The organism is Marinifilum fragile (genome assembly GCF_963677365.1).
Taxonomy (GTDB): domain Bacteria; phylum Bacteroidota; class Bacteroidia; order Bacteroidales; family Marinifilaceae; genus Marinifilum; species Marinifilum fragile.
On sequence record NZ_OY781962.1, the window covers coordinates 2,475,988 to 2,501,895 of the forward strand.

Genomic DNA, 25,908 nt, shown 5'->3' on the forward strand with positions numbered 1-25,908 from the left:
CGTACTTTTGAGCTATTTTTCTTCTGCAAATGCGCAGCAGAACACCCAAAAAGACAGCCTTTTAAAACCCACTAAAAATATAGATCTACCTGATAGTACGATAATCATTTCACGTGACACTATCGTATTTTTATTGGATACTGTAAGAGAACGAAAAAAGGATTCAAATAAGAGTGGAAGCAAATTCTACCATGCAATACAACGTGGAGCTTATAAACGTAAATTTACCAAAGAACTATACAAGTTATTTTTTGTAGCCCCTGATAAAATTTCACCTACCGATACCATAAAAACAGAACGTAGTGAAACCGCCTTTGTCATTTATCAGGGAAAAACAATCAGAAACATTGAAATAAGAGTAATTGAACCCTTTGGTTCTAGTCTTCATGATACTACTAAAGTTGCTAACAGCTGGATTGAAAGAGCAGGTAACGACCTTCATCACACCAGTAAACGAGGGCACCTAAGAAAAATGCTACGTCTTAAGGAAGGAGATAAACTAGATGCATACACGCTAGCTGACAATGAAAGATTAATTAGACAGCTTAACTATATTAAGGATGCTTTTTTTAGAGTTATACCAGTAAGAGGTTCTAATAAATTTGTTGATTTGCAACTATGGGTGAAAGATCAGTTTTCCTGGGGGATTGACATAGATCTTGGTTCAAACTTATCCACTGAATTCGGAATTTACAGTCGAAATCTTTACGGCATTGGTCATGAGTTCAGCAATAAGTTTCATTACGATAGCGATGAAGATCAAAAATTTGGATACTCTGGTAGATATACGGTTCGTAACATCAGAAGAAGTTTTATTGACGCTAGCTTAATTTATGAAAATACGTATGAAAAATCGGTAATTGGAATTGATTTTGAAAGAGATTTTGAAACCTACAACACCAAGAGAGCTGGTGGGCTTAGCTTATCGAAAACGATGCGTTCAAATAAAATCATGGACGATGATCCAATTCGTAACGAAATCCCTCTGGATTTTAATTATGGGAACCTTTGGTATGGAACTTCGATAAAGCTAGACTCTAAAAATTTATTTGCCAGACGAAAGATGTACTTTACGGGAAGAATAGCCAGTACAAAATTTTTTGAAAGGCCGGAAACTGGTCCTGATTTAAATCAATTCTTCCACAACAACATCCTGTATCTTGGAGGGATCAGCCTTAGTCAGACACAATTTTACAAAAGTAACCTGATCTACAATTTCGGTAGAACTGAGGATATTCCTTATGGATTTTTAGCTCAAATGAATTTTGGTTATGAAGATCGGGAATACTCACATCGACTGTATTTGGGATTTGATTTTCAGAATGCAAGCTATGTTCGAAAAACAAGAAGTTATTTTTTTAATCGCATAGCCATAGGCGGATTTTTCGATTCAAAAAGGTTTGAACAAGGAAGCTTAATTGCCCAATCGAAATTCTTCAGTCGAATTCGAAAATTGGGAGCATTAAGATTCCGTAATTTTGGAGATTTAAAATACACACTGGGTATCCGAAGATTTCCAGAAGAATTTATCACCATTAATAACAAAAATGGCATTCGTGGATTTAAAAGCGAAGAGGTGATGGGAAATCAAAAACTCAATCTAAATCTCGAAACCGTAGTCTTTACTCCATACATGATAGGTGGCTTTAAATTTGCCTTTTATACTTTTGGAGATCTTGGAATTATTGGCAGTAATCAGAAACACATTTTTAAAGGTGATTATTACTACGGATTAGGTTTTGGTGCACGATTACACAACGAAAACCTTGTGTTCAAAACCATACAGTTACGCTTGGCATTTTATCCAAAAGCTCCAAGTGATTTTCAGTCTACAGCCTTCCGTTTATCAGGAGAAGAACGTCCTCGATTTAATGATTTTAAAGTGGGACAACCTGAGGTGGTCCCTTATGAATAGATTGTACAAACCTAAATCTTGCTCTCTTTCCAATTGACAAATCTTAAATACAACCAAGATCCAAAAGCTAAAAAGGCAGCATAAAAATACTCCGATACCCAAACGCCTGAAATAGATAGTTTGAATACTTCGATCAGTAAATAAACACCTCCCAGGTAACATGTCAGCACTACAATTTCAATGAGCATGGCATGAAAAGTATTGCCTGTTCCTGAAACTCCCTGAAACAATGTGATGGCAATAGGAAATAATAAAGCGGCACCAAAAATCACATATAGTACAGGCTTGGTTTCTAAAATCAAACTAGGCTCTTCCGTGTAAATGGATATCACCAATTCCGGGCTTATTAAACTAATGCCAACCAAAGCCAAAACGGCTAAAAACGATAGCTTTACGGTCCTAAAGATAACAGGCATCACCTCCTTAGGTTCTCCTTCACCTAACACTTGACTAACCAAAGTATTTGCTGCTGAAGCAAATGCCCATACCGGAACCATTATCAATACATAAATACTTCTGATAATATTGGATATGGCCAATTCCCTCTCTCCCATTTTCTCAACGAATAAGAAAAATACAAACCAGCATGAAAGTGCCAGAAAGTTTTGTATCATCATTGGAAAAGATACTTTTAGCAATCGCGAATACAATTCTCTATCCACCTTTGGAAAAGCAAACAGCTGGTACTTTTTAACCGGAGTTTTTCTAAAAGTATATACCAGAAAAAATACCAATACACACGCTTCTGCAATTACCGATGCCAAGGCAGCACCTTTAATGCCCATCTCTGGCAAACCAAACTCACCAAATATTAAAGCATAATCTAAAAAGATATTAACGATTGCCATAAAGGCTGTACTCCAACTTATTACTTTGGTTTTGGCAATTCCTATATAAAATGCCCTGAACAACAGGTTCACGCAGGCGAATAAAATTCCCCAGGCACGTACAGAAATATAATCAGTACTTGCTTGAAATATGGCATCCGATTGAACAATCCCCTTTAGAATTGGAGGAGCTTGAATCTGCATAAAACCTAATAAAAGTACGGCCAGAATCAATAGAAAATACAAGGCATGATCAAAGGTTTTTCCAACTCTTTCATAGTTGCCTTCACCAAATCGACGCGCAATTACAATTTGGGTCCCTAATCCGAATCCCCAACCAAGCATAACCACAGCAAAATAAAAGATTGTGGCAATGGCTGCAGCTCCTAATGCTACTTCACTTAGGTGTCCCAAAAAAGCGGTATCTGTTAAGGCAATGATATTCTGCGCCACACTACCCAAAATAATGGGATAGGCAATCTTCCAAATGTTTCTATAATCAGTTTGTATTTTCACGCTAAAGTTCTATAAAATAAAAAGCCGGCTCCTTAAATTGAAGCCGGCGAAAATTAGTTCTTTTATTTCAGATAATCATCAAAATAATTGCTGACTTTCTGTTTTAAGTGAATTCGATCTCGACCTCTAACATTGTGCTCTGCTCTTGGATATGGGAAGTAATCAACCTGAACATTATTCTTGATACATTCGCGAATGAAATTCAAGCTGTGCTGCCATAAGACGGTCGGATCAATAGCTCCCTGGCAAATTAAAAGTTTTCCTTTTAAATCTTTTGCTTTCGCGATTAATGATGTTTTCGCATATCCTTCCGGATTTTCTTCAGGAGTATCCATATAGCGCTCGCCATACATCACCTCGTACCATTTCCAGTCGATTACTGGTCCTCCAGCAACAGCAACTTTAAATACGTCTGGATAATTCGTAATCAATGAAATGGTCATGAAACCACCATAACTCCATCCATGCACTCCAATTTTATCGGCATCCACATATGGTAATGATTTTAAAAACTCAACGCCTTTAAGTTGATCAGCCATTTCAGGTTGTCCACACTGACGGTGAATTACAGCCTCAAATTCTTTACCTCTGTTTGAAGAACCTCTGTTATCCAATATATAAAGCAAGTATCCGTTTTGAGCCATATACTGCTCCCACAAACGAGCACCTCCCAAATATCTGTTGGTTACCAACTGTGCATGCGGACCTCCATAAACATATACCAAAACTGGATATTTTTTGCTCGGATCGAAATCAGCTGGTTTAACCATGCGGTAATGCAAATCGGTAACACCATCAGCCGATTTAATTGTTCCCAATGAAATTTCGCCCAAATTGTAATCCTTCAATTTGTTTCCTGCTTTCACCAATTCTTTTACGAATTTCCCTCTGGTATCAGCCACATTTATTATTCTTGGTACATTTAGGCTACTGTAATTATCCAAGATGTATTTTCCATCGGCACTCACCTGTACACTGTGATATCCTTCATCTTTGGTTAATCTATATCTCTTACCAGTTTTCAAATTCAACTTGTAAGCATGTCTATCTATCGGACTTACTTCGGTAGATACATAGAACATGTACTTTTCTTCTTTATCAAAACCTAATATTTCGGTAATTTCCCAATCACCAGAAGTCAATTGTTTAATCAACTTTCCTTCGGTATTGTACAAATAGGCATGATTAAAGCCATGACGATTGTTGGTTTGATAGATGAACTGATTTGGCTTGTTCTTCAGGAATACCAATTTATGCGATGGCTCAACCCAACGATCATCTTTCTCTTCAAACAAAGTTGCTACGAACTTACCAGTTTCAGCCTCGTATTTGTTTAATTTTGCATGATTCGAAGCACGATTCAATACCTGAATGTAGATGTATTTGTTATCAGCTCCCCAAGAAATGTTGGTTAAATACTGATCTGATCCAAAATCATCTGGCTTAATCCATGAAGTCTTCTTGGTATCCAAATTGTAAACACCTAAGCTAACCACTTCACTACCCATTCCTGCCATAGGATATTTAATCTCTCTTAAATCGCCTACTCTCGTGTTGATATCTACCAATGGGAAAGAAGTTACATTGGTTTCATCTTTTCTGTAAAATGCCAATTGCTTTCCGTTAGGAGACCAGAAAATTCCTCCGCTAATGCCGTATTCGCTTCTGCTAACAGCCTGACCATTTACAATATTCTTATCTGTATCAGCAGTAACTGCAAACTCTTTTCCATCTTTACCGGCAATGTATAAGTTGTTTTCAATAGTATATGCTACAGCACTAGATGCATCACAAAAATCTTGATTTTCTGCTTTTGAGTCCACCTTTAGATTAAGCAATACTTTTTTTGCAACGAAATCATAATGAATCAAAGCTCCTTGCTGATTAAATTCCATTACATTTTTTGATTGCCATGAAAAATAAGGAATTCTTCTTAATGCTTTTATTTCATTAGCTTCTATACCTGCATTCAGTTCTTCCAAACTTAATAATACCTTTGGTTCATCTCCTGGTTTTGCAAACAGAATTTCATTCTCTTTCACATAAGTGTATTCACTTAAATCTCCTCTCCAAGATAATTGTGACAAGCTTTCTGGATAAAATTGTCTCCATTGCCCTAAAATAGCATCTTCCATAGACAATTTTTTTGTCTGTGCCTCTAAACTTAGGAAAACTCCACAATTAATTAATAAATAGACTAAAAGGAATATTCTTTTCATCTTGTTTAGTTTGTTGTTAAATATCTTTTTATTTTTTTTTGCATTCAAATGTATCCTTTTTAGTATAAATACAGTAATAATGTTAGAATAAATTAATCAGGACGACTACCAATTGATTTGATATTGGTCAAAATCAAGTTGAAAAAACTACTCGAATAAATTACTAATCGTTTTCAACCCGTTCGAAAACAGCTATGTAAATCGTGTTTTTTCTTCTTAATTGGTTCAACTAGTTAAAGAAAAAAAAAATGCCAAAGAAAAGAATCCCAAACAGTATTAAATTTCTATTTTTAATAGCAATTGCTGCAATTGCAACTTTTTTAATACTACAGCCTTTTGAAAATACAAACAAAGAAGCAGTTATCGAACAGGAAACGGAAGCTGAAATCATGGCTGATGCTGAAAAAACAGGAAATATTTTTAAGTACAACAACATCTTGTTTAGTTTACCATCTCCATATCAGATTTCGTTATTGCTTGAAAAATCTGGAATTTCATACAACAAAGACTTGCTGAATTCGACTAAAAAATCAGGCGATTACGTTGATAATTTTAGCAAAGCAATCAACTTTGGTGTTTATGGTTCCGATTTAGGCTATATCAATATTTACAAGCAAACTCAGGATGCTGCAAGTTATTTTGCAGTTCTTAAAATTTTATCGCAAGATATTGGTTTGTACAATGCCATGGATAAACCAACTGTGGAAAGAATTGAAAACAATATCGAAAACAGGGATTCACTTTTGGTAATTGTTAGTAATACTTATCGCAAAATAGATGACTACTTAAAAGTAAATCAGCGCGAAAATACAGGTGCACTAATCTTAGCAGGCGGATGGATTGAATCTGTTTATTTGTTAACTCAGCAAATTAAGGAGAAACCAAGTAAGGAATTAATGGATCGTATTTCAGAACAGAAGCGTCCGCTTGAAAACCTTATTAAATTGCTTGTTCCTTACTCCAACGAATCGAAGGATTATTATTTCTTGGTAGATAAACTTATTGACCTTGCCTATACATTTGATGAAATTGAAGAGCAATACAAATATGTAGCTCCAATTACCGATTCGCATAAAAAACTTACCATTGTGAAAAGCAAATCTGAATTGATCATGAAAAAGAAACAATTCGCTAAAATCACAGAAAAAGTTTCTGTAATCCGTGAGCACATTATTAAGTAAACTGAAAATATCTTTAACTATGAGACTTAAATATACCATTATACTATTTTCTTTATTATCAATTCTTTCACTAAGTGCAAAAGCACAATCTGATGTTACTCATAAGAATTGTACCAAGTACCTTGGAACTGAATTTATTTCGGATGGTCAACAATACAAAGCTTTGTTATCAGGTGGTGAAGTTGCCGAATTTCATACTACATTTTATGCGGGCAATCATTACCGAATTGTTGGTGCTACAGGCAAAGATGAAGGCAATGTAATTTTCTCACTTTACGATCAGGAAAATCATCTAATTTTTACCAATCGAGATCATAAAAATTCTCCTTACTGGGATTTTAAATTCGAAAACTCAATGAATTGTACAATCGAAGCCAAATTGAACCAAAAGAATGTAAGTTCAGGTTTCGTATTAATGTTAATTGGATTCAAACAATAGTAAAAGCAACTACTCTTAATAAGGTTGACCACCAACAAACCCTGCCATTCCATGAGTGAACGAATACTAAAAGCTTTAATGCAACTCTTTGCTATCATTGCACACCCACAAAGTTCTGCAATTGAGAGGCGTAGAATGGTATCTAAATATTTGAAGCAACATCTTGATCAGGAAACCGCAGAAGAGTACCTAGTTCTTTACGATCAGCACTACGAAGAGAACCAAAGAAGAACAACCAGAAAATCAAAAATAAAAAAATATACTTCGGCAAGCTCGGTTCGGGTTTTACGAATTTGTACTGAAATTAACGAAGAACTTATTATCAGACAAAAGGTTGTTGTTCTCATCCAACTTCTTGAATTTTTAAATTCGGAAGATGAAATTAGTGAACAAGAGTTTGCCTTTGTCGAAACTGTAGCTGATACTTTTAATCTGGCTAAAGAAGGTTATGAGAGACTTCGAAACTTTGTTCTTAATGATTTTTCTGAAATTAAACCATCCAGCAGATTACTCACGATAAGTAACTCTGAATCAGATCATGAAATTGGTGAATATTACTACTCGCCTGGACTAATTGGTAAAATTAAGATTCTTAGATTGCAAACTGTAGATATGTTTGTGATGCGATTCAAAGGAATCGATGAATTATTCATGAACGGACAATCGTTAAATCCAGAACGAGTTCATGTTTTAAGTCAAGGTTCATCCATCCGTAATCCTAAAATTGATCCCATATACTTTAGCGATATTGTAGGTACATTTTATCGAGATGATAAGCAGAAAAGAGTTGTTTTTGAAGCTCAAAATATCGAATATCGATTTAAAGAAGATAACATTGGTGTACATGACCTTTCGTTCAAGGAAGAGTCTGGTAGAATGGTTGGAATCATTGGATCCAGTGGTGCAGGTAAAACCACTTTATTAAACGTTTTAAACGGATCTGCTGAGCCTAGCAAAGGAAATGTTGTAATTAACGGTTATGATATTACTTTTGATAAATCGAAACTTGAAGGTGTAATTGGGCATGTATCGCAGGATGATTTGCTTATTGAATCGCTAACCGTTTTTGAAAATCTATATTATAATGCTAAACTTTGCTTCGACAAACACAGTAGTTTTCAATTAATCAGACTGGTCTTAAAGCTTTTAAAAGATTTGGGATTATACGAGGCTCGTAATCTGAAAGTAGGAAATCCTTTAGATAAAAAAATTAGTGGCGGACAACGCAAAAGATTGAATATTGCACTGGAATTGATACGCGAGCCATCGGTTTTATTTCTTGATGAACCAACATCCGGATTATCATCACGAGATTCAGCCAAAATTATGGATTTGCTGAAAAATCTGGCTTTAAAAGGCAAATTAATTTTTGTTGTAATTCATCAACCAGCTTCGGATATTTTTAAAATGTTCGATCGCTTATTGATTTTAGATACTGGCGGATACCTTATTTTTAATGGAAATCCTTTAGATGCTATTACCTATTTTAAATCACAAACTTTAAGAGCAAATCATACCGAGAGTGAATGTAATTTTTGTGGTAATGTTGATGCAGATCAGATATTTAATATTGTTGAATCGGAAGTTCTCGATGAATATGGCAATCCTACACAAGTAAGGAAAGTTTCTCCTATTCAATGGTATCAAAGATTTAAAGATCATAACAAAAATGGCAAGGACATTGAGGACACAAAAGAATTGCCGCCTGTTAGCTTTAAAATACCTTCAACACTGAAACAATTTTGGGTGTTTACCAATCGAGATGTCATTTCAAAATTCGCTAATCGACAGTATTTGTTCATCAACCTGTTCGAAACGCCCCTATTGGCATTAATTCTATCATACATTATAAAATATTATAATATAGATGCTGGAAATGAGCTTGGTTACACATTTAGCAACAATAGCAATATGCCAGTTTATCTGTTCATGGCAGTTATTGTAGCCCTATTTATTGGATTAACATTAAGTGCAGAAGAAATTATAAAGGATAGAAAAATACTGAAGAGAGAACGCTTTTTAAACCTTAGTAAATCTGGATATTTGATATCGAAAATTGTTATTCTATTTACAATTTCAGCTTTTCAGGCATTCCTATTCACCATTATAGGCAATTCCATACTGGAAATCAAAGGGATGTTTTTTGAATACTGGCTTGCCTTATTCAGCGCCTGGTGTTTTGCCAACATGCTTGGATTGATTATATCTGATAGCTTTAAAACTGTTATTACAATCTATATTTTAATCCCATTTATTCTGATTCCTCAGCTGATACTTAGTGGTATAATAGTAAAGTTTGATAAATTAAATCCTAATATTTCTGCTCCGAACTCTATTCCTTGGTATGGAGAAATAATTACAGCCCGATGGGCTTACGAAGCATTAGCTGTAAAACAGTTTAAGGATAATAAATTCAATGCAAATTTCTACGTCTACGAAAAATTAATGAGTAAAGCCGATTATCGTAAAAATTATTGGCTTCCTATCCTTAAAAACAAATTAAACGAAAGTGAAAGGTATTTAAATCAACCTGATAAGCTCAAAAAATTAGAATCTAATTTAGTTTTATTGAGAAATGAACTATCGCTGGAAGATTTGAATAAATTGGCCTTTCATTTTGAAAGAATGGACTACCTGTCTCCTATAAAATTAGATGATTTAACGATTAAAAATCTACGTACCTATTTCGATAAACTGAATCGCTACTACATTAATCTGTATAATATCTCGAACCGAAAAAAGGATGAACATTTGGTTGAAATACAGAAACAATACGATAACAAGCAGGAGTTTGTTAACATGAAAAAGGAATACTCAAATGAAAGGTTAACTGAATTTGTACGTAACAGCAATGATATTGAACGAATTATAGAGTACAAGGATCGATTGTATCAAAAGATTGATCCAATTTATCGAGATCCCGAATGCAAATTCCTAAAAGCACATTTTTATGCTCCCCAAAAGTGCCTGTTTGGTAAATACTATGACACTTATTGGGTGAATATTGTGGTTATTTGGTGCTCGAGCATTTGCCTATACATTGTATTGTATTTTGGCCTGCTTAAAAAAGCTTTGGGAATATTCGAACAAAAAATCAGGAAAAGGAATTACAATTCATAATTACTTGAATTGGATAATAAAAAAACTGCAACCTAACAGATTGCAGTTTTTTTTATTATCTAATTGAACTACGATTTATTCATCATCCTCAATCATATTGAAAGGAATCTTTACAATAGATTGATAGTCTTCACCAGCTTCCAACATGTCCTCATCATCCATTTCGTAATGCCAGTTGATGATCACTTTATTTCCTCTTTTAAAAATGGTTTCCAATTTCTTAAATACGTCCAAAATACATTTCGACGAACTGGTGTTAAAATACTCTAATCTAATAGAAACTTTAGTTTCTTCCTTTGGCTCTTTCACATACGAATCCAGCCACTCCATAACAGGCTTGTAAAAATCAAGCGAGTTTTCTGGTATTGAACGACCTTCAATTAAAAAAGCTCCTTTTTCTCCATCAAAATTAATACTTGGAGTTTTTGGGCTACCTTCTAAAACTAGTGAATTCATGGAAGTTATACTTTAAGTTTTATATTACAACATCAATAGAAAGGAATAAATAGTCCGCATTATAATCAATAAATTGATATTCCATATTATTGCCACTTTTCCGGGCGATTTCTACCATTCCTAAACCACCTCCTCCTTTTTCGGAGAATTGCTCATTATTTAATATAATTCTATACAAATTTCGGGTTTCCTCTAAAGACAAAGTATTAATCTGGTCAATTCTATCACGAATTAGTTTTAGCCCTTCAATTTTTATAAAGTTACCAATACTAATGCGGTACTGCATTCCTTCATCTCTTAAAATAAGTACTCCAAATTTGTTGTAATCTACATTTAAATCGGATGGTACTTCTCCATGATGATGAAGATTCTGCACCAACTCTATTAAAACATTAAAAATTTTCTTGAACATTTTAGGAGACTCGTCCTTTGCCTTAAGAATCCTCTCAATTGAATTAAGAATTCGAGTAACATCCTCATCATCAATTCTGCCTTTGTAATCAAAAATAGCATCTTCATCTATTTTTTCTTCATACCATTGGTCAAGGTCAAAATTCATATATATTAGGATTAGGGTTACTCAATAACAAAATTAGCAAATTATCTCAGAGTTAAAAGTTAAGCCTGATCAAATTTCCTATTCAGCTCTTATTTATCTTTCTTATAATTATCTTTCTTTTTACCATCGAACATGGTGTATTTTTGGAACTTACATTCCAATGCACCATTATAAAGAGTTATTTTTCTTGATGGTCGTAATCCAACACTATCAAAACACTCTTTACCATAGCTTAAAATCCATGCATCATAACCAGAAAAATTGTGCTTTAATCTTTCCCCAATCATAGCATACAATCCTTCTAAATCTTTAGGTTTTAAACGTTCTCCATAAGGTGGGTTGGTAATCAAAAGTCCTTTTTCTACCGGAGGAACAAACTGTTGGAATGGAGTTACATTCAATCTAATTTTTCTTCTTAGGCCTGCATTACGGATATTCTCTTCTGCAATTTCCATTGCTTTATCAGAGATATCAGCTCCAATAATTTTTCCTTCGTAATCAACCTCAGTTTCTTCATTGTAGATATCGTCCCACAAATCCTCATCAAAATCCTTCCATTTTTGGAATCCAAACTCTTTACGATACAATCCAGGAGGAATATTATAAGCGATTAATGCAGCCTCTATCAAAATGGTTCCTGATCCGCACATTGGGTCAATGAAATTAGATTTCTTATCCCAACCAGAAAGTAAAATTAAACCTGCTGCCAACACTTCATTTAGTGGAGCTGCAGTTTCCCCAACGCGATATCCTCTTTTGTGTAGCGATTCTCCAGAACTATCTAGCGAAACTGTACAGGTATTTCTATCGATATGAATGTTGATACGTAAAGTAGGATTCATCATTCTTACTGAAGGACGATCGCCTGTTGCATAAAAGAATTGATCTACAATAGCATCTTTTACACGGTAAGTAACAAATTTTGAGTGTTTAAAGTCTTCCGAACTAATTGTACTATCAATCGCAATAGTATCTTTATTACCGATGTACTCACTCCAGTCAATTTCCTGAATTCCTTTATACAACTCGTCAGTATCGTGAGCTGTAAATTTGTGAATTGGTATTATCACTCGGGTGGCTGTTCTTAAATGCAAGTTTGCTTTATATAGCAAAGTTTTATCACCCACAAAGCTCACTGCACGTTTTAAAATTCTAATCTCCTCTGCGCCTAATTGCTCTAATTCATTAGACAATACTTCCTCTAAACCATGAAAGGTTTTTGCAATTAATCTGAATTTACCCGAGTCTGTTTTCACAACCATCTTTTTTAATCTACATCTAAACTATTTCAATTCTCAAATCAACGAAAACGTCTTTTCTTAACAAATTTAAAGTACTTGCCTTTGATTCGAATTTCGGCTACAAAATTAATCTTTAACACCTAAAAACATAGGCTTTTAATCAGATATTCAAAAAAAAAGCCGAAAGCATCGCTTTCGGCTCATAATCAGCAATTAATCACTAATTAATTCAGTATCGTATAATTTAGGATTTATGAGCACCTCTATGGCTTTTTGTACAAATTCGTTCTCACTATTCACGATTTTATAATACTCTGTACTTTCCCATAAATCTCTTGCCAGCAATGCTTTTACATGCAATTTTATATCGTCCACTACTGCATTATAATCCTCCTCATTCTTTTCAATCCCTTCTTTTTCTCCCAAAGCAACAATTTCTGCCATCATTTCATCGCTTACTTCGAAATTCTTCGAGAATGAGTCGAATTTTGGATACTTCTTTCTTAATGATTCCAGATTTTTATCCATATAGTTCACCACATATGGATAAATCACATTTTTGCGAACCAATAAGTTGAAATATTTATAGTTTGCAGTTGTATCAATAGGAATAAAAATATCAGGCATAATTCCACCACCTCCATATACAGTTCTTTTATTCACCAAAGTACTGTACTTTAATGAATCAGGAAAATGAATACTATCGGCATTAATCATTTCTCCAGATTTGTAACGGTTCAAAATATCCAAGTGATAATCTTCCAAACCATTTTCGTATGATTTTTGAATACATCTTCCTGTAGGAGTATAATAATGTGCTGTAGTTAATCGAATCATAGAACCGTCTGAAAGTGGGAATTGTCTTTGAACCAATCCTTTTCCAAATGTTCTACGACCAATAATCACACCTCTATCCCAATCTTGAACTGCTCCCGATACGATTTCAGAAGCCGAAGCTGATCCTTCATCCAAAAGAATTACAATCCTTCCATCTTTAAAAATTCCTTTCTCGGTAGAAATGTTTTCTCTTCTTGGAGTTGATAAACCTTTGGTATATACAATCAGTTTTTCTGCATCCATAAATTGATCAACCATTTCAATGGCAGCAGTCATGAATCCTCCTCCATTACCTCGCAAATCGAGAATCAGATCTTTCATTTTTTGATCTTTTAACTTGGTTAAAGCCTCTAAAAATTCATCGGAAGTTGTAAGGGCAAATCGATTTAACTTCATGTAACCAATTTGCTTGTTAATCATATATGCAGCATCCAAACTATGAATTGGAATTTTATCGCGAGTAATTACAAACTCTAACAATTCCTTTTCTTTCTTTCTCTTTACCTTCAAGTTTACAATGGTTCCCTTTTCACCTCGCAAACGCTTATGCACATCGGTATTTTTCATACCAATTGCTGCAACATTTTCGTTGTCAATCTCCAGAATTCTATCGCCGGCACGAAGTCCAACTTTTTCAGATGGTCCCCCAGGAATTGTGGCTACCACCATTAAAGTATCACGCAACAAGTTAAATTGAATTCCAATTCCACTAAAACTTCCTTGCAAGGCTTCATTCATCTCTTTAATCTCATCCTTGCTGATATAGATTGAGTGAGGATCAAGCTCGGCCAGAACTTTTATAATTGCATCTTCAGTCAACTTCTCAACATTTACAGTATCAACATAAAATGCATCCACCAAAGCCAATAAATTTTGATATTTAATTGCCTGTTGTTTTACCGATTGAGCACTAAGCGTTCCACCAATTGCAAAAACACCTAAGAATAAAAGTGTAAAGCCATTCCTCAAAAATTTTTTCAAACTACTCATATAAATTATGCTTTTTAATAAATTTTGCGCAAATTGATTGTACTTTACAGAACTTGACGAAAGATACAATCTTTTTAAGAAATACGGGCATTGAATTCAACAAATATGAAACATAAAGCCAATATATTACTGATTGGATTTACTTATTCTTTAAGTATTGAATCTCTACCTGGAATTAATTTTTCTAAATGCGATTCTTTTAAGGAGTTAACCGAATTGCTTCTCTCAAATGAATACAATCTAATTATCTCTAAATTTAAATTTGGAGATAAAACAGCCTTAGATGTTAATCAAACTTTAGAATCTTTAAAAACTTACTACCCTGATTCAAAATCATTAAAATTACTCGTTTTAACCTCAACCGAAGAAGAGGATAACATATGTAAGGTAAATAAACTTTTGTATTTCCCCGAGGAAATGAACCTAAAATCGTTAATTCTTAAATTAATTGATTTACCTCGCGAACCCCAAAAGACAGACAAAGATCTTGCCATTATCGATTTCAATGAGCTTTTTATCCGAGTTGATAATAATAGAGCCTTTATTAAAGAGGTTATTGAAAAATTTTTCAGCATTAAAGAATCTAGAATATCAGAAATTCTGGTTCCTTTAGAAAGTGGAGATTATAAAAAAGCTAAAGATTCTGCTCACAAGTTAAAAGGAGTTTTAGCCAATTTCTCAATGCTTGAGGCAAAAGCAACTATTATTGAATTGGAACAAATTATACTCTCTGAAGATATGGTGAAATCGCTAAGCAAATTAAAGGAGTTGAATGATAAGATTGATCTTGCAAAAGAATTCTACCTGTCAAACCAAGATCAGTTTGAAACCACATAAAAAAAACGGTAGCACTTTTTAAGTACTACCGCTATATCTTGTTTTTCACAAATTTATTCCCACTCAATAGTTGCTGGTGGCTTAGAGCTTATGTCGTAAACAACTCTATTTACACCTTTTACATTATTGATGATTTTGTTAGAAGTTTTAGCAAGAAACTCATATGGTAAGTGTGACCAATCCGCTGTCATACCATCAGTAGAACCAACAGCACGAAGAGCTACAACACTTTCATAAGTACGCTCATCTCCCATTACTCCAACCGATTGAACAGGCAGTAACATAGCACCAGCTTGCCAAACATCATCATACAATCCATCTTCTTTCAAACCTGAAATGAAGATGTCGTCAACTTCTTGAAGAATTCTAACTTTTTCAGCAGTAATATCACCAAGAATACGAATACCTAATCCTGGTCCTGGAAATGGATGACGACTTATAAATTTATCTTCTAATCCCATGCTTCGTCCAACACGACGCACCTCATCTTTAAAAAGCAATTTTAGTGGCTCTACCACTTTTAGCTTCATATAATCCGGTAAACCACCTACATTATGGTGTGACTTAATGGTTTGAGAAGGACCTCCAGTAACTGAAACTGATTCGATTACATCAGGATAAATTGTTCCTTGACCTAACCATTTTGCATTTTCTACTTTATGAGATTCTTCATCGAATACCTCGACAAATGCATTACCTATAATCTTACGTTTCTTTTCAGGATCAGTAACACCTGCCAAGGCAGAAATAAACTTCTCTCCTGCATCAACACCAGTTACATTTAAACCTAGAGATTCGTATTTCTTCAATACATCGGTAAACTCATTCTTACGCAAAAGTCCATTGTCAACGAAAATACAATAAAGGTTTTTGCCAATTGCCTTATGCAATAACATAGCTGCAACAGTTGAGTCAACACCACCTGATAATCCAAGAATTACACGTTCCTCACCCAATTGAGCTTTTAACTCTGCTACTGTTGTTTCAACAAATGCATCTGGAGTCCAATCCTGAGAACATCCACAGATGCCAACAATAAAGTTTTCCAATAAAACAATACCTTCAGTACTGTGATAAACCTCCGGATGGAATTGAATACCATAAGTTGTTTCACCTTCAATTGCAAAAGCAGCATTTTCCACGTCAGTGGTACTTGCTGTTACTTTATAATTTGCAGGCATTCTTTCAATGGTATCACCATGAGACATCCAAACCTGAGAATTCAAGCTAATTCCTTTTAAAAGAGCACAGCTATTATCAACCGAAGTTAAGTTAGCACGACCATATTCTCTTTTGTTTGATGCCATTACTTCACCACCAAAGCAGTGAGCCAAATGCTGGGCACCATAACAAACTCCAAGAAGTGGTAATTTGCCTTTTATTTCTGATAAATCTGGAATTGGAGCTTTTTCGTCTCTTACTGAGAACGGACTTCCTGATAAAATCACACCCTTAATCGACTCATCGATTGCTGGAGGATTATTATAAGGATGAATTTCACAATACACATTTAATTCACGAACACGTCTTGCAATTAACTGAGTGTACTGTGAGCCAAAATCTAAAATCAGAATTTTTTCCTGCATAAATCTTACAAATTGAGGGTTGTTCAGTAATCTTATTTGGCGTACAAAGATACACAAATTTGCGACTTTAAAACGTCTTTATCAAGAATTCAAAAAACAACTCTATAATAAAAAAAGAACCCCCGAGGAATTCCTCAGGGGCTGCTAATTATTTAAATTTTTTAAGCAAATCTTTTACTGCGTCTTTGTGAATGGTGTATCCCATCATTTTCAGCTTCACGTAGTCTTCATGGAAGAAGTAGTATCCAAACTCAGCTGAGTTTTCATCAATATTACGAGATCCTGAACTTGAATCCTTAATCAAATACCAATCTTTTCCTTCCTTGTCAACATAGTAACCAACCATGTGCATACCATGATCATCAGTAGTTGATCCATTAGAGAAGCGGAATTGACGGGCATCTTCATTAATATATGCCGATGGAATATCAAAACTAGGAACCATCGCACAATTTGTTGTTCTCAAGAAACCTGCTTCCGACACATCTCCACCAATACTCATTGTGTATCCTTTACGAATTGCTTTCTTAATTGACTCCATATATTCATCAAGAGGAACATTATAATACTCTTCTGAATGCCACCAATTATCAGGTACTTTGTATTCAACTTGCTTCCAATATGGCTCTTGTTTATAAGAAAGAATTTCTACATAATCATCAGGATTAAGTTTTAAATAATCTTTCAAATAAGTTTTAGGTGTATACTCCTTACCCTCTACTGTAAATTTTGTTGGAGGAGTTCCCATATAATGATTCATGATAGATTTGATTGTAGCCAATGCCTCTTCTTCGTTCCATGCATTGCTTTTTTTCAAACCATTCAAGAAAGCCATCATTTCATCATACATTTTTTCGTGTGTATGAAATTTTCTTCCATTCAATAATCCTGTATAAGCTGATTGAGGACAAGCGCCATAAATCTTCCACATTCTTGCCACAGAGTTACCTTCTGCTCCTTGTTCAAAAACCGAATTTCCTCTTTCTTGAATAAAACGACGAGCTTTTTCAATGTATTCACAATAAACTGTGTATAACTCAGAAATATCCACTTTCTTCTTGTGTAAACGATAAACTTCCGATTCGTAAAACGAAGTAGTAGAAAAACACCAGCATGTTCCAGTATTTCCTTGCGAAATTGTTGGGCGTGCCCATTCTGTATTATCCTTGTACAATTCAATTTTATTTGGAAGATCGTACGAACTTTGATCCATAAAGAATCTTTTATCAACAGCATTCTTTTCCAATTGAGCATCAACCATTCTAATATCCTTTAGGATAGAGTTTTGATAATAACCTGGTTCGTACTCTTTAAATTTAGATTTGTCTTGTTTTTGTTGTGCAAAAACAGATGAACTTAAGGCAACAGCCATAAGCACGATTAAAATCTTTTTCATGTTTGTTGGTTTTAGTGTCAAATTGAACAATCGAACTTAAGGATTTCTCTTTCTAGAAACCACATAATTCTTTCGAGATGCTAATTTATAAAAAAAGTTGATTGCTGATTCCTTTAGCGATTAAGTTCTATTGTGAACTTGCTACCATCTTCAGCCAGATGTGTATTTTCGAAAACGAGCTTTGCCTCTTTCAAGTGAGCATCCAACGTTTTAAACCGAGAAGAAAAATGTCCAATGATCAACTTTTTTGCATTGGCTTCACTTGCAACTTTTGCAGCCTGCTCCGCTGTAGAATGATAAGTAGCCTTTGCCAACTTCACTTCTGTTTTTAGGAAAGTTGCCTCGTGATACAGTAAATCCACATTTTCTATAATTGGAAGAATCTTCTTGTAGGGAGCTGTATCAGTGCAAAAAGCATACGAACGGGTTGGTAAAGGATCTTGGGTTAGTTTTTTATTCGGAATAACCTCTCCTTCTTCGGTCACAAAATCCTCTCCCATTTTTAAGGAGTGGCGACAACGAATCGGAACATTGTAAAAATCTAACAAATCGGCATTCAAGGAACGAGGTCTTTCTTTTTCTTTAAATAAAAAACCAGCACAAGGCATTGCTCCATGTTTTAATGGGAAAGATTGAACGATTACTTTGTCATCCTCGAAAAGCGTTTGTGTTTCTTTTCCAAAAATAGTGTGGAAATAAATATCATATTGCTTTCTGGTTTCAAGAAGTTCCAACTGAAAAGTGATTAACTTCTCTAATTTGCTATGTCCATATATATGCAGATCGGATTTTCGCCCTTGAAGTGCGTATGTAGAAAGCAATCCGATTAGGCCAAATATATGATCGCCATGAGTATGCGATATAAAGATATGATTGATGCGACTCATCGGAACTCTAAATCGCTTCATTTGAATCTGCGTACCTTCACCACAGTCAATTAAAAAGAACCGCTCAAGTACATTGAGCACTTGAGCGGTTGGATATCTTTTGGTTGTTGGTAAAGCAGAGTTACTGCCTAAGATTGTTACTTCAAATTTCACCAATTACTTGTTTAATTCAATTTGAGCTTTCATAGTAGAAACAGCCTCATCCATATTGAACGCAATATTTAGAACTGAATCTAGCTGTGAAATGGAAACCAATCTTTCAACAGCAGGCTGCAAGCCATACAGAACAAATGTTCCGTTTGCATTTTTACACAACCTATTCGCTACAAGAATTGCACTAAGACCAGAAGAATCACAATATGTACATGGAGTTAAATCCAAAAGAATATTTTTCTCACCGTTTCCAGAAATTAAAACCAATTCTGATTTTAAAGCAGGAGCGATATGAGTATCCAATTTGTCTTTCAATACCTGCACTAGAGTGTATCCATCTTTCTTGTCAATCTTGAAGTCCATAGTACCTTATTTTAAAATTATTCAGCGTCTTTGTCGCCTTCTAATTGCGATTTAAGAGCAGCTAATTCTGATATATCACCTAAGGTAGTCTTTTCTAGTGAATCTTTCACTTTTTTAACACCTTTTTTCGTTGTTTTAGCAGCTTCTTTTTTCGCAGCAGTCTCTTCAGCCTTCTTCACATCTTCGAAAGTTCTTGAGTGAGAAAGGATAATTCTCTTAGCAGCTTTTGAGAATTCGATTACTTTGAATTCTAATTTCTCTTCAACTTTAGCTTGAGAACCATCTTCTTTCACAAGGTGACGTGGAGTAGCGAATCCTTCAACACCGTAAGGAAGAGCGATAACAGCTCCTTTTTCGAATACTTCTACGATAGTACCTTCGTGAACAGAATCAGTTGTAAAGATTGTTTCGAATACATCCCATGGATTTTCTTCCAATTGCTTGTGACCTAAGCTTAATCTTCTGTTTTCCTTGTCGATTTCAAGAACTTTAACTTCGATTTCAGCTCCAATTTGAGTGAATTCAGCTGGGTGCTTCACTTTCTTAGTCCAAGAAAGATCTGAGATGTGGATTAATCCGTCAACACCTTCTTCGATTTCAACAAATACACCGAAGTTAGTGAAGTTACGAACTTTAGCTGTGTGCTTAGAGTTAACAGCATATTTAGTGTCAATCTCAGCCCATGGATCAGCTTTCAATTGCTTGATACCAAGAGACATTTTTCTCTCTTCGCGATCCAAAGTTAAGATTTGAGCTTCTACTTCGTCTCCAACTTTCATGAAATCCTGAGCAGATCTTAGGTGCTGTGACCAAGACATTTCAGAAACGTGAATCAAACCTTCAACACCAGTAGCGATTTCAACGAATGCACCGTAATCAGCCATAACAACTACTTTACCTTTTACAGTATCACCTACTTTCAACTCAGCATCTAGAGCATCCCATGGGTGTGGAGTAAGTTGTTTAAGACCTAGAGCGATACGTTTTTTATCGTCATCGAAGTCAAGGATTACAACGTTCAATTTCTGATCAAGCTCAACAATTTCGCTTGGGTGAGTTACTCTACCCCAAGATAAGTCTGTAATGTGAATCAAACCGTCAACTCCACCCAAGTCGATGAATACACCGTATGAAGTGATGTTTTTAACAGTTCCTTCCAATACCTGACCTTTTTCAAGCTTAGCAATAATTTCTTTCTTCTGTTGTTCAAGTTCAGCTTCGATAAGAGCTTTGTGAGAAACAACAACGTTTTTGAATTCGTGGTTGATTTTAACAACTTTGAACTCCATAGTTTTACCAACGTATACATCGTAGTCACGGATTGGTTTAACGTCAATTTGAGAACCTGGCAAGAAAGCCTCGATTCCAAATACGTCAACGATCATACCACCTTTAGTACGACATTTGATGTAACCTTTGATAATTTCGTCATTTTCAAGAGCTGAATTAACTCTATCCCATGAACGTAAAGCGCGAGCTTTTTTGTGTGAAAGAACTAACTGTCCTTTTTTGTCTTCTTGAGACTCAACGTAAACTTCAACAGTATCACCAACCTTTAATTCTGGGTTGTAACGGAATTCGTTTAAGCTTACAATACCATCTGATTTGTAACCAATATTGATTACAACTTCTCTTTTATTCAAAGAAATAACGATACCGTCAATTACTTCTTTTTCAGCAACTGTAGATAAAGTTTTATCATACATTGCTTCTAATTCGGTTCTCTTTTCACCTGCGAAACCTTCGTCATTAGTGAATGCATCCCAATCAAATTCTGCGTCTGGTGCAGAATTGTCAATTTTTTTGTTTTCTTCAACCATGTGTTAAACTACTGATTTACTAATAAATTAGACATTATATATAAAATTCCGTGCAAAAGTATAAATTATTCCGGAAGAATATACAAGTTACGACATTTTTTTCGCAAAATCTTGCAATAAAACATACACTTAGAAGGGATTTTAACTATTTAGAATGCCGTATTTAAATTAAGAATTGTAAATGATGAATTATGTATTTTAATACAAACACAATCTTTTCCTTCTATTCCTAATTAAAACATTTTTTGTGATTTAAACTGGCATAATTTCATTTCTCCCTTACCTTTGCAACAAATTTCGTAGAATAATTAAATAATAATGAGTCTAGAAAAAGAATTACAATCACGCTCTTCGGTTTGCGAGTTGTGTGGTGCCAGCGAAGGTTTAAAACCTTATGAAGTTGCTCCATCGAACGGATCGGCCGACCAACACATTTTGGTTTGTGGAACTTGCCACGAGCAAATGGAAGACAAGGATAAAATAGATGCCAATCACTGGCGTTGTTTGAATGATAGCATGTGGAGCACAGTTCCTGCAGTACAGGTAATGGCATGGAGAATGCTTAATCGATTAAAAGCAGAAGGCTGGCCTCAAGACTTATTGGACATGCTTTATCTTGATGAAGAAACCATGGCTTGGGCACAAGCAACAGGCGAAGGTGAAGATGATGAAGATCAAGTAAAACACATCGATAGCAATGGTGTTGAGTTGCAAGCAGGAGACAGCGTGGTTTTGATTAAAGACCTTAAAGTTTCGGGTGCAGGATTTACTGCAAAACGTGGTACTGCAGTACGCCGTATCTCATTGGTTGCCGATGATCCAACTCACATCGAAGGACGTGTAGAAGGACAACAAATCTACATTCTTACCAAGTATGTGAAGAAAATGTAATAATCTACTTTTGGCGATTAATTAAAAAACAGGAACTCTGATTGGGGTTCCTGTTTTTTTATATTATTCTACATACTCTGTATCTTAATTCAATTCTTTAAAAAACACTTATTAGATATAACCATCCTACCACTAATAACACGATAAGAGCAAAAAAATCAACAGTTTAAATTCCAGTTGCTTGCAAGCAACCATTCTTTAGATCTTCCGTAGTAAAATTGCATGAACCACTAAAGAAGTAAAAATGCTGCTTTTAAGAGACTATTACTTTAATTTATTTTGTTTTATTTTACAGGTAGAAAACTTAATCCGTAAACAATTACTTAAAAAACTATCTATATGAACATTACTATTGTTGGTACAGGTTACGTTGGTCTTGTTTCGGGAACCTGTTTTGCAGAAACCGGCGTTACCGTTACTTGTGTTGATGTTGATCAAAAAAAAATTGACAACCTAAACAAAGGCATTATTCCCATATACGAACCAGGATTAACTCCTATGGTGAAGCGAAATATGGAAAAAGGCCGCTTATCATTCTCAACCAGTTTAAAAGATAGTATAACAGAAGCCGATGCCGTATTTATTGCTGTAGGTACTCCTCCTGACGAAGACGGTAGCGCTGATTTACAATACGTACTTGGTGTTGCCCGCGAAATTGGTAAACATGCACAACACTATATGGTAGTTGTCACAAAAAGTACTGTACCAATTGGAACAGCTAAACAAGTTAAAGCTGCCATTCAAGATGAGTTGGATAAAAGAAATTCGGACTTGACATTTGATGTTGCTTCAAACCCTGAATTTTTGAAAGAAGGTGCAGCTATCGATGATTTTTTAAAACCTGATCGTGTAGTGATTGGTACAGAATCGGAGAAAGCGCAAAAGGTAATGAAGAGATTGTACAAGCCATTCTTAATGAACAATCATCCTGTAATTTTCATGGACATTCCATCTGCAGAGATGACCAAATATGCGGCCAATTCAATGCTTGCTACAAAAATTTCGTTCATGAACGATATCGCAAATCTATGCGAAATTGTTGGTGCAGATGTGAACAATGTGCGCAAAGGTATTGGATCGGATTCTCGTATTGGAAATAAATTTATTTACCCGGGAACTGGTTACGGCGGGTCTTGTTTTCCTAAAGATGTTCAGGCATTGGTAAAAACATCAGAACAAAAAGGACACCCTCTTGAAATTCTTAAATCGGTTGAATTGGTAAACAATCGACAAAAAAGTGTGCTTTACAAAAAGGTAATGTCTCATTTCGATGGAGATATTAAAGGGAAGAAATTTGGCATTTGGGGATTATCCTTTAAACCAAACACCGATGATATGCGAGAAGCTCCGGCATTGGTAGTTATCGACAAGCTGCTTAATGAAGGTGCCGAAGTGGTTGCCTACGATCCTGTTGCAATGGAAGAGTGTAAAAGAAGAATTGGTGATTCGATTCAATATGCAAAAGATCAGTACGAAGCATTAATCGATGCCGATGCTCTTATTATTATTACCGAATGGAACGAATTTAAAGTTCCAAACTTCCGAGTAATGGAAAAACTATTGAAAAACAAAATCATTTTCGATGGACGTAACATTTACGACATTGATGAAATGAGAGACAATGAGTACACCTACTACTCTATCGGTAGAGAAGTTATTGGCATAGAAAGTAAAGCTATTGCTAAATAATAAATTATTAACTTACAACATCAATTCCTCCCAATATTGGGAGGAATTTAACCATACACACATGAAACGAGTACTTGTTACCGGAGGTGCAGGGTTCATTGGATCACACTTATGCGAGCGCCTTCTTAGAGAAGGGAATGATGTAATTTGCCTTGACAACTATTTTACTGGCTCGAAAAAAAACATTGCTCATCTTCTTGATGATCATTTCTTTGAATTGGTGCGCCATGATGTTACCACGCCATATTTTGCCGAAGTAGATGAAATTTACAACTTGGCTTGTCCAGCATCGCCAATTCATTATCAATACAATCCGATAAAAACCATTAAAACTTCGGTAATGGGTGCCATTAACATGTTAGGATTAGCCAAACGTGTTAAAGCAAGAATCTTACAAGCTTCCACCAGTGAAGTTTATGGTGATCCTGAAATTCATCCACAAACAGAAGATTATTGGGGAAATGTAAACCCAATTGGAGTTCGTTCTTGCTATGATGAAGGGAAACGTTGTGCAGAAACCCTATTTATGGATTATCACAACCAAAATAATGTTGATATTAAAATCATACGTATTTTCAACACTTATGGCCCAAACATGAATCCGGATGATGGACGTGTTGTATCGAACTTTATTGTGCAGGCTTTACAAAACGAGGACATTACCATTTTTGGTGATGGATCTCAAACCAGAAGTTTTCAGTATGTTGATGACTTGGTAGAAGGCATGTCGAGAATGATGCAAACTCGTCACAACTTTACAGGACCGATTAACATAGGAAATCCAAATGAATTTACCATTTTGGAACTCGCTCAAAATGTAATTGAATTAACCAATTCAAAATCTAAAATCATCAATCTCCCTCTGCCTCAAGACGATCCTACGCAAAGACAACCGGACATTAGCCTTGCCAAAAAAGAACTGAACAATTGGGAACCAAAAATTCAATTAAGGGAAGGATTACAAAAAACCATTGCTTATTTTGATACTCTTTTAAAAAATCAATAGCATAATGACATAAACATTACGGCTAAAAATAAGGAATGCCTAAGCATTTATTTTAAGTCAAATTAATTACGCAAAAATTTACTATAATAAATATGAAAGGAATTATATTAGCCGGGGGATCAGGCACTCGTCTTTATCCAATTACCAAGAGTATTTCAAAACAAATTATACCAATTTACGACAAACCGATGATTTATTATCCATTATCGGTTTTGATGCTAGCCGGTATCAAAGAGATTCTTATCATTTCAACTCCAAAGGATCTACCTCTTTATAAGGATTTATTTGATAATGGCAGTCAATATGGTCTGGATATTTCTTATGCCGAACAACCTTCTCCTGATGGTTTGGCACAAGCTTTTCTTATTGGTGAAGAGTTTATTGGCGATAGTCCTGTCTGCATGATTCTTGGGGATAATCTTTACTATGGATATGAATTTAGCAAACAACTGGTAGAGTCGGCAAAATTAACATCTGGAGCTTACGTATTTGGATATCATGTAAATGATCCTGAAAGATATGGTGTAGCAGAATTTGACGAGAACGGATTGGTGAAAAGCATAGAAGAAAAACCTAAAAACCCAAAATCAAACTATGCAGTAACAGGTTTATATTTTTACGACAACACGGTTGTTGAGAAAGCAAAATCATTAAAACCTTCGAAACGCGGAGAACTTGAAATTACCGATCTTAATCAAATCTATTTACAAGAAGGCAAATTAAAACTAAGAGTTCTTGGTCGAGGCATAGCATGGCTGGATACAGGTACACATGAAAGCATGTTGCAAGCCTCCAATTTTATTGCTACCATTGAGCAACGACAAGGCTTAAAAGTTGCTTGTATAGAAGAAATTGCCTATAGAAATGGATTTATTAAGAAAGATCAACTGTTAGAACTTGCCAAACCACTTCTTAAAAATACTTATGGGGAGTATTTGGTAAATGTTGCAAATGAAACCATCACTCGTTTAGAAAATTGA

20 protein-coding genes are annotated in these 25,908 nt (G+C 35.0%); 9 read left to right on the forward strand and 11 right to left on the reverse strand.

The genetic code is table 11. From position 1 onward, the window contains the following. Positions 1 to 7 precede the first annotated feature (7 nt). Positions 8 to 1,915: a BamA/TamA family outer membrane protein gene (locus ACKPCA_RS09800; protein ID WP_321278897.1), complete on the forward strand. Its 1,908-nt coding sequence runs from the start codon at positions 8 to 10 to the stop codon at positions 1,913 to 1,915. Positions 1,916 to 1,926: 11 nt separating this feature from the next. Here ACKPCA_RS09800 and ACKPCA_RS09805 read toward each other — a convergent pair whose 3' ends face one another. Then, complete coding sequence (locus ACKPCA_RS09805) at positions 1,927 to 3,258, reverse strand: MATE family efflux transporter (RefSeq protein ID WP_321278898.1); 1,332 nt, start codon at positions 3,256 to 3,258, stop codon at positions 1,927 to 1,929. 62 nt (positions 3,259 to 3,320) lie between these two features. After that, entirely contained in the window at positions 3,321 to 5,477 is a 2,157-nt protein-coding gene (locus tag ACKPCA_RS09810) for a S9 family peptidase (RefSeq protein ID WP_321278899.1), read from the reverse strand. Between the two features lie 248 nt (positions 5,478 to 5,725). Between ACKPCA_RS09810 and ACKPCA_RS09815 the strand changes: the two genes are divergently transcribed. The 3 genes from ACKPCA_RS09815 to ACKPCA_RS09825 are packed head-to-tail and all read left to right on the forward strand — an operon-like array spanning position 5,726 to position 10,217. Beyond that, the gene (locus ACKPCA_RS09815) at positions 5,726 to 6,658 is read left to right on the forward strand and encodes a hypothetical protein (protein ID WP_321278900.1); all 933 of its coding nucleotides are present in this window, start codon (positions 5,726 to 5,728) and stop codon (positions 6,656 to 6,658) included. A 19-nt stretch (positions 6,659 to 6,677) separates the two neighbouring features. Next, a complete protein-coding gene (locus tag ACKPCA_RS09820) occupies positions 6,678 to 7,097 on the forward strand; it encodes a hypothetical protein (RefSeq protein ID WP_054720480.1) in 420 nt (139 codons plus the stop codon). 51 nt (positions 7,098 to 7,148) lie between these two features. Further along, positions 7,149 to 10,217 carry an ATP-binding cassette domain-containing protein gene (locus tag ACKPCA_RS09825; protein ID WP_321278901.1) on the forward strand — a complete coding sequence of 1,023 codons (3,069 nt, stop codon included), beginning with the start codon at positions 7,149 to 7,151 and terminating at the stop codon, positions 10,215 to 10,217. A 75-nt stretch (positions 10,218 to 10,292) separates the two neighbouring features. On the opposite strand, the gene ACKPCA_RS09830 is transcribed toward ACKPCA_RS09825, so the two are convergent. The 4 genes from ACKPCA_RS09830 to ACKPCA_RS09845 all read right to left on the reverse strand — a co-directional run bounded on the left by ACKPCA_RS09830 (position 10,293) and on the right by ACKPCA_RS09845 (position 14,300). Beyond that, positions 10,293 to 10,673, reverse strand: coding sequence for a DUF1987 domain-containing protein (locus tag ACKPCA_RS09830; RefSeq protein ID WP_054720478.1), 381 nt, complete (start codon positions 10,671 to 10,673; stop codon positions 10,293 to 10,295). Positions 10,674 to 10,692: 19 nt separating this feature from the next. Next, entirely contained in the window at positions 10,693 to 11,232 is a 540-nt protein-coding gene (locus ACKPCA_RS09835) for a SiaB family protein kinase (protein WP_054720477.1), read from the reverse strand. 89 nt (positions 11,233 to 11,321) lie between these two features. Next, positions 11,322 to 12,488: a THUMP domain-containing class I SAM-dependent RNA methyltransferase gene (locus ACKPCA_RS09840; RefSeq protein WP_321278904.1), complete on the reverse strand. Its 1,167-nt coding sequence runs from the start codon at positions 12,486 to 12,488 to the stop codon at positions 11,322 to 11,324. 198 nt (positions 12,489 to 12,686) lie between these two features. Then, on the reverse strand, positions 12,687 to 14,300 hold the full coding sequence (locus tag ACKPCA_RS09845) for a S41 family peptidase (RefSeq protein WP_321278905.1): 1,614 nt from the start codon (positions 14,298 to 14,300) through the stop codon (positions 12,687 to 12,689). 105 nt (positions 14,301 to 14,405) lie between these two features. Between ACKPCA_RS09845 and ACKPCA_RS09850 the strand changes: the two genes are divergently transcribed. Beyond that, complete coding sequence (locus tag ACKPCA_RS09850; protein ID WP_321278906.1) at positions 14,406 to 15,137, forward strand: Hpt domain-containing protein; 732 nt, start codon at positions 14,406 to 14,408, stop codon at positions 15,135 to 15,137. 53 nt (positions 15,138 to 15,190) lie between these two features. On the opposite strand, the gene guaA is transcribed toward ACKPCA_RS09850, so the two are convergent. The 5 genes from guaA to rpsA form a co-directional block, all read right to left on the reverse strand. Then, positions 15,191 to 16,723: a glutamine-hydrolyzing GMP synthase gene (guaA, locus tag ACKPCA_RS09855; RefSeq protein WP_321278907.1), complete on the reverse strand. Its 1,533-nt coding sequence runs from the start codon at positions 16,721 to 16,723 to the stop codon at positions 15,191 to 15,193. A 148-nt stretch (positions 16,724 to 16,871) separates the two neighbouring features. Continuing rightward, positions 16,872 to 18,119, reverse strand: coding sequence for a C1 family peptidase (locus ACKPCA_RS09860; RefSeq protein WP_321278908.1), 1,248 nt, complete (start codon positions 18,117 to 18,119; stop codon positions 16,872 to 16,874). A gap of 113 nt (positions 18,120 to 18,232) precedes the next feature. After that, a complete protein-coding gene (locus ACKPCA_RS09865; protein WP_321278909.1) occupies positions 18,233 to 19,159 on the reverse strand; it encodes a ribonuclease Z in 927 nt (308 codons plus the stop codon). A gap of 3 nt (positions 19,160 to 19,162) precedes the next feature. Beyond that, positions 19,163 to 19,522 (reverse strand): STAS domain-containing protein, encoded by a 360-nt coding sequence (locus ACKPCA_RS09870; protein WP_054720455.1) that lies wholly within the window; start codon positions 19,520 to 19,522, stop codon positions 19,163 to 19,165. Positions 19,523 to 19,539: 17 nt separating this feature from the next. Continuing rightward, positions 19,540 to 21,342, reverse strand: coding sequence for a 30S ribosomal protein S1 (gene rpsA / locus ACKPCA_RS09875; RefSeq protein ID WP_321278911.1), 1,803 nt, complete (start codon positions 21,340 to 21,342; stop codon positions 19,540 to 19,542). Between the two features lie 318 nt (positions 21,343 to 21,660). Here rpsA and ACKPCA_RS09880 point away from each other — a divergent pair, with 318 nt between their 5' ends. The 4 genes from ACKPCA_RS09880 (at position 21,661) to rfbA (ending at position 25,908) form a co-directional block, all read left to right on the forward strand. After that, positions 21,661 to 22,233 carry a PhnA domain-containing protein gene (locus ACKPCA_RS09880; protein WP_321278912.1) on the forward strand — a complete coding sequence of 191 codons (573 nt, stop codon included), beginning with the start codon at positions 21,661 to 21,663 and terminating at the stop codon, positions 22,231 to 22,233. Between the two features lie 339 nt (positions 22,234 to 22,572). Next, positions 22,573 to 23,922 carry a UDP-glucose dehydrogenase family protein gene (locus ACKPCA_RS09885; protein WP_321278913.1) on the forward strand — a complete coding sequence of 450 codons (1,350 nt, stop codon included), beginning with the start codon at positions 22,573 to 22,575 and terminating at the stop codon, positions 23,920 to 23,922. A gap of 61 nt (positions 23,923 to 23,983) precedes the next feature. Further along, complete coding sequence (locus tag ACKPCA_RS09890; protein ID WP_321278914.1) at positions 23,984 to 24,928, forward strand: UDP-glucuronic acid decarboxylase family protein; 945 nt, start codon at positions 23,984 to 23,986, stop codon at positions 24,926 to 24,928. Between the two features lie 92 nt (positions 24,929 to 25,020). Further along, the gene (gene rfbA / locus ACKPCA_RS09895; protein WP_407660154.1) at positions 25,021 to 25,908 is read left to right on the forward strand and encodes a glucose-1-phosphate thymidylyltransferase RfbA; all 888 of its coding nucleotides are present in this window, start codon (positions 25,021 to 25,023) and stop codon (positions 25,906 to 25,908) included.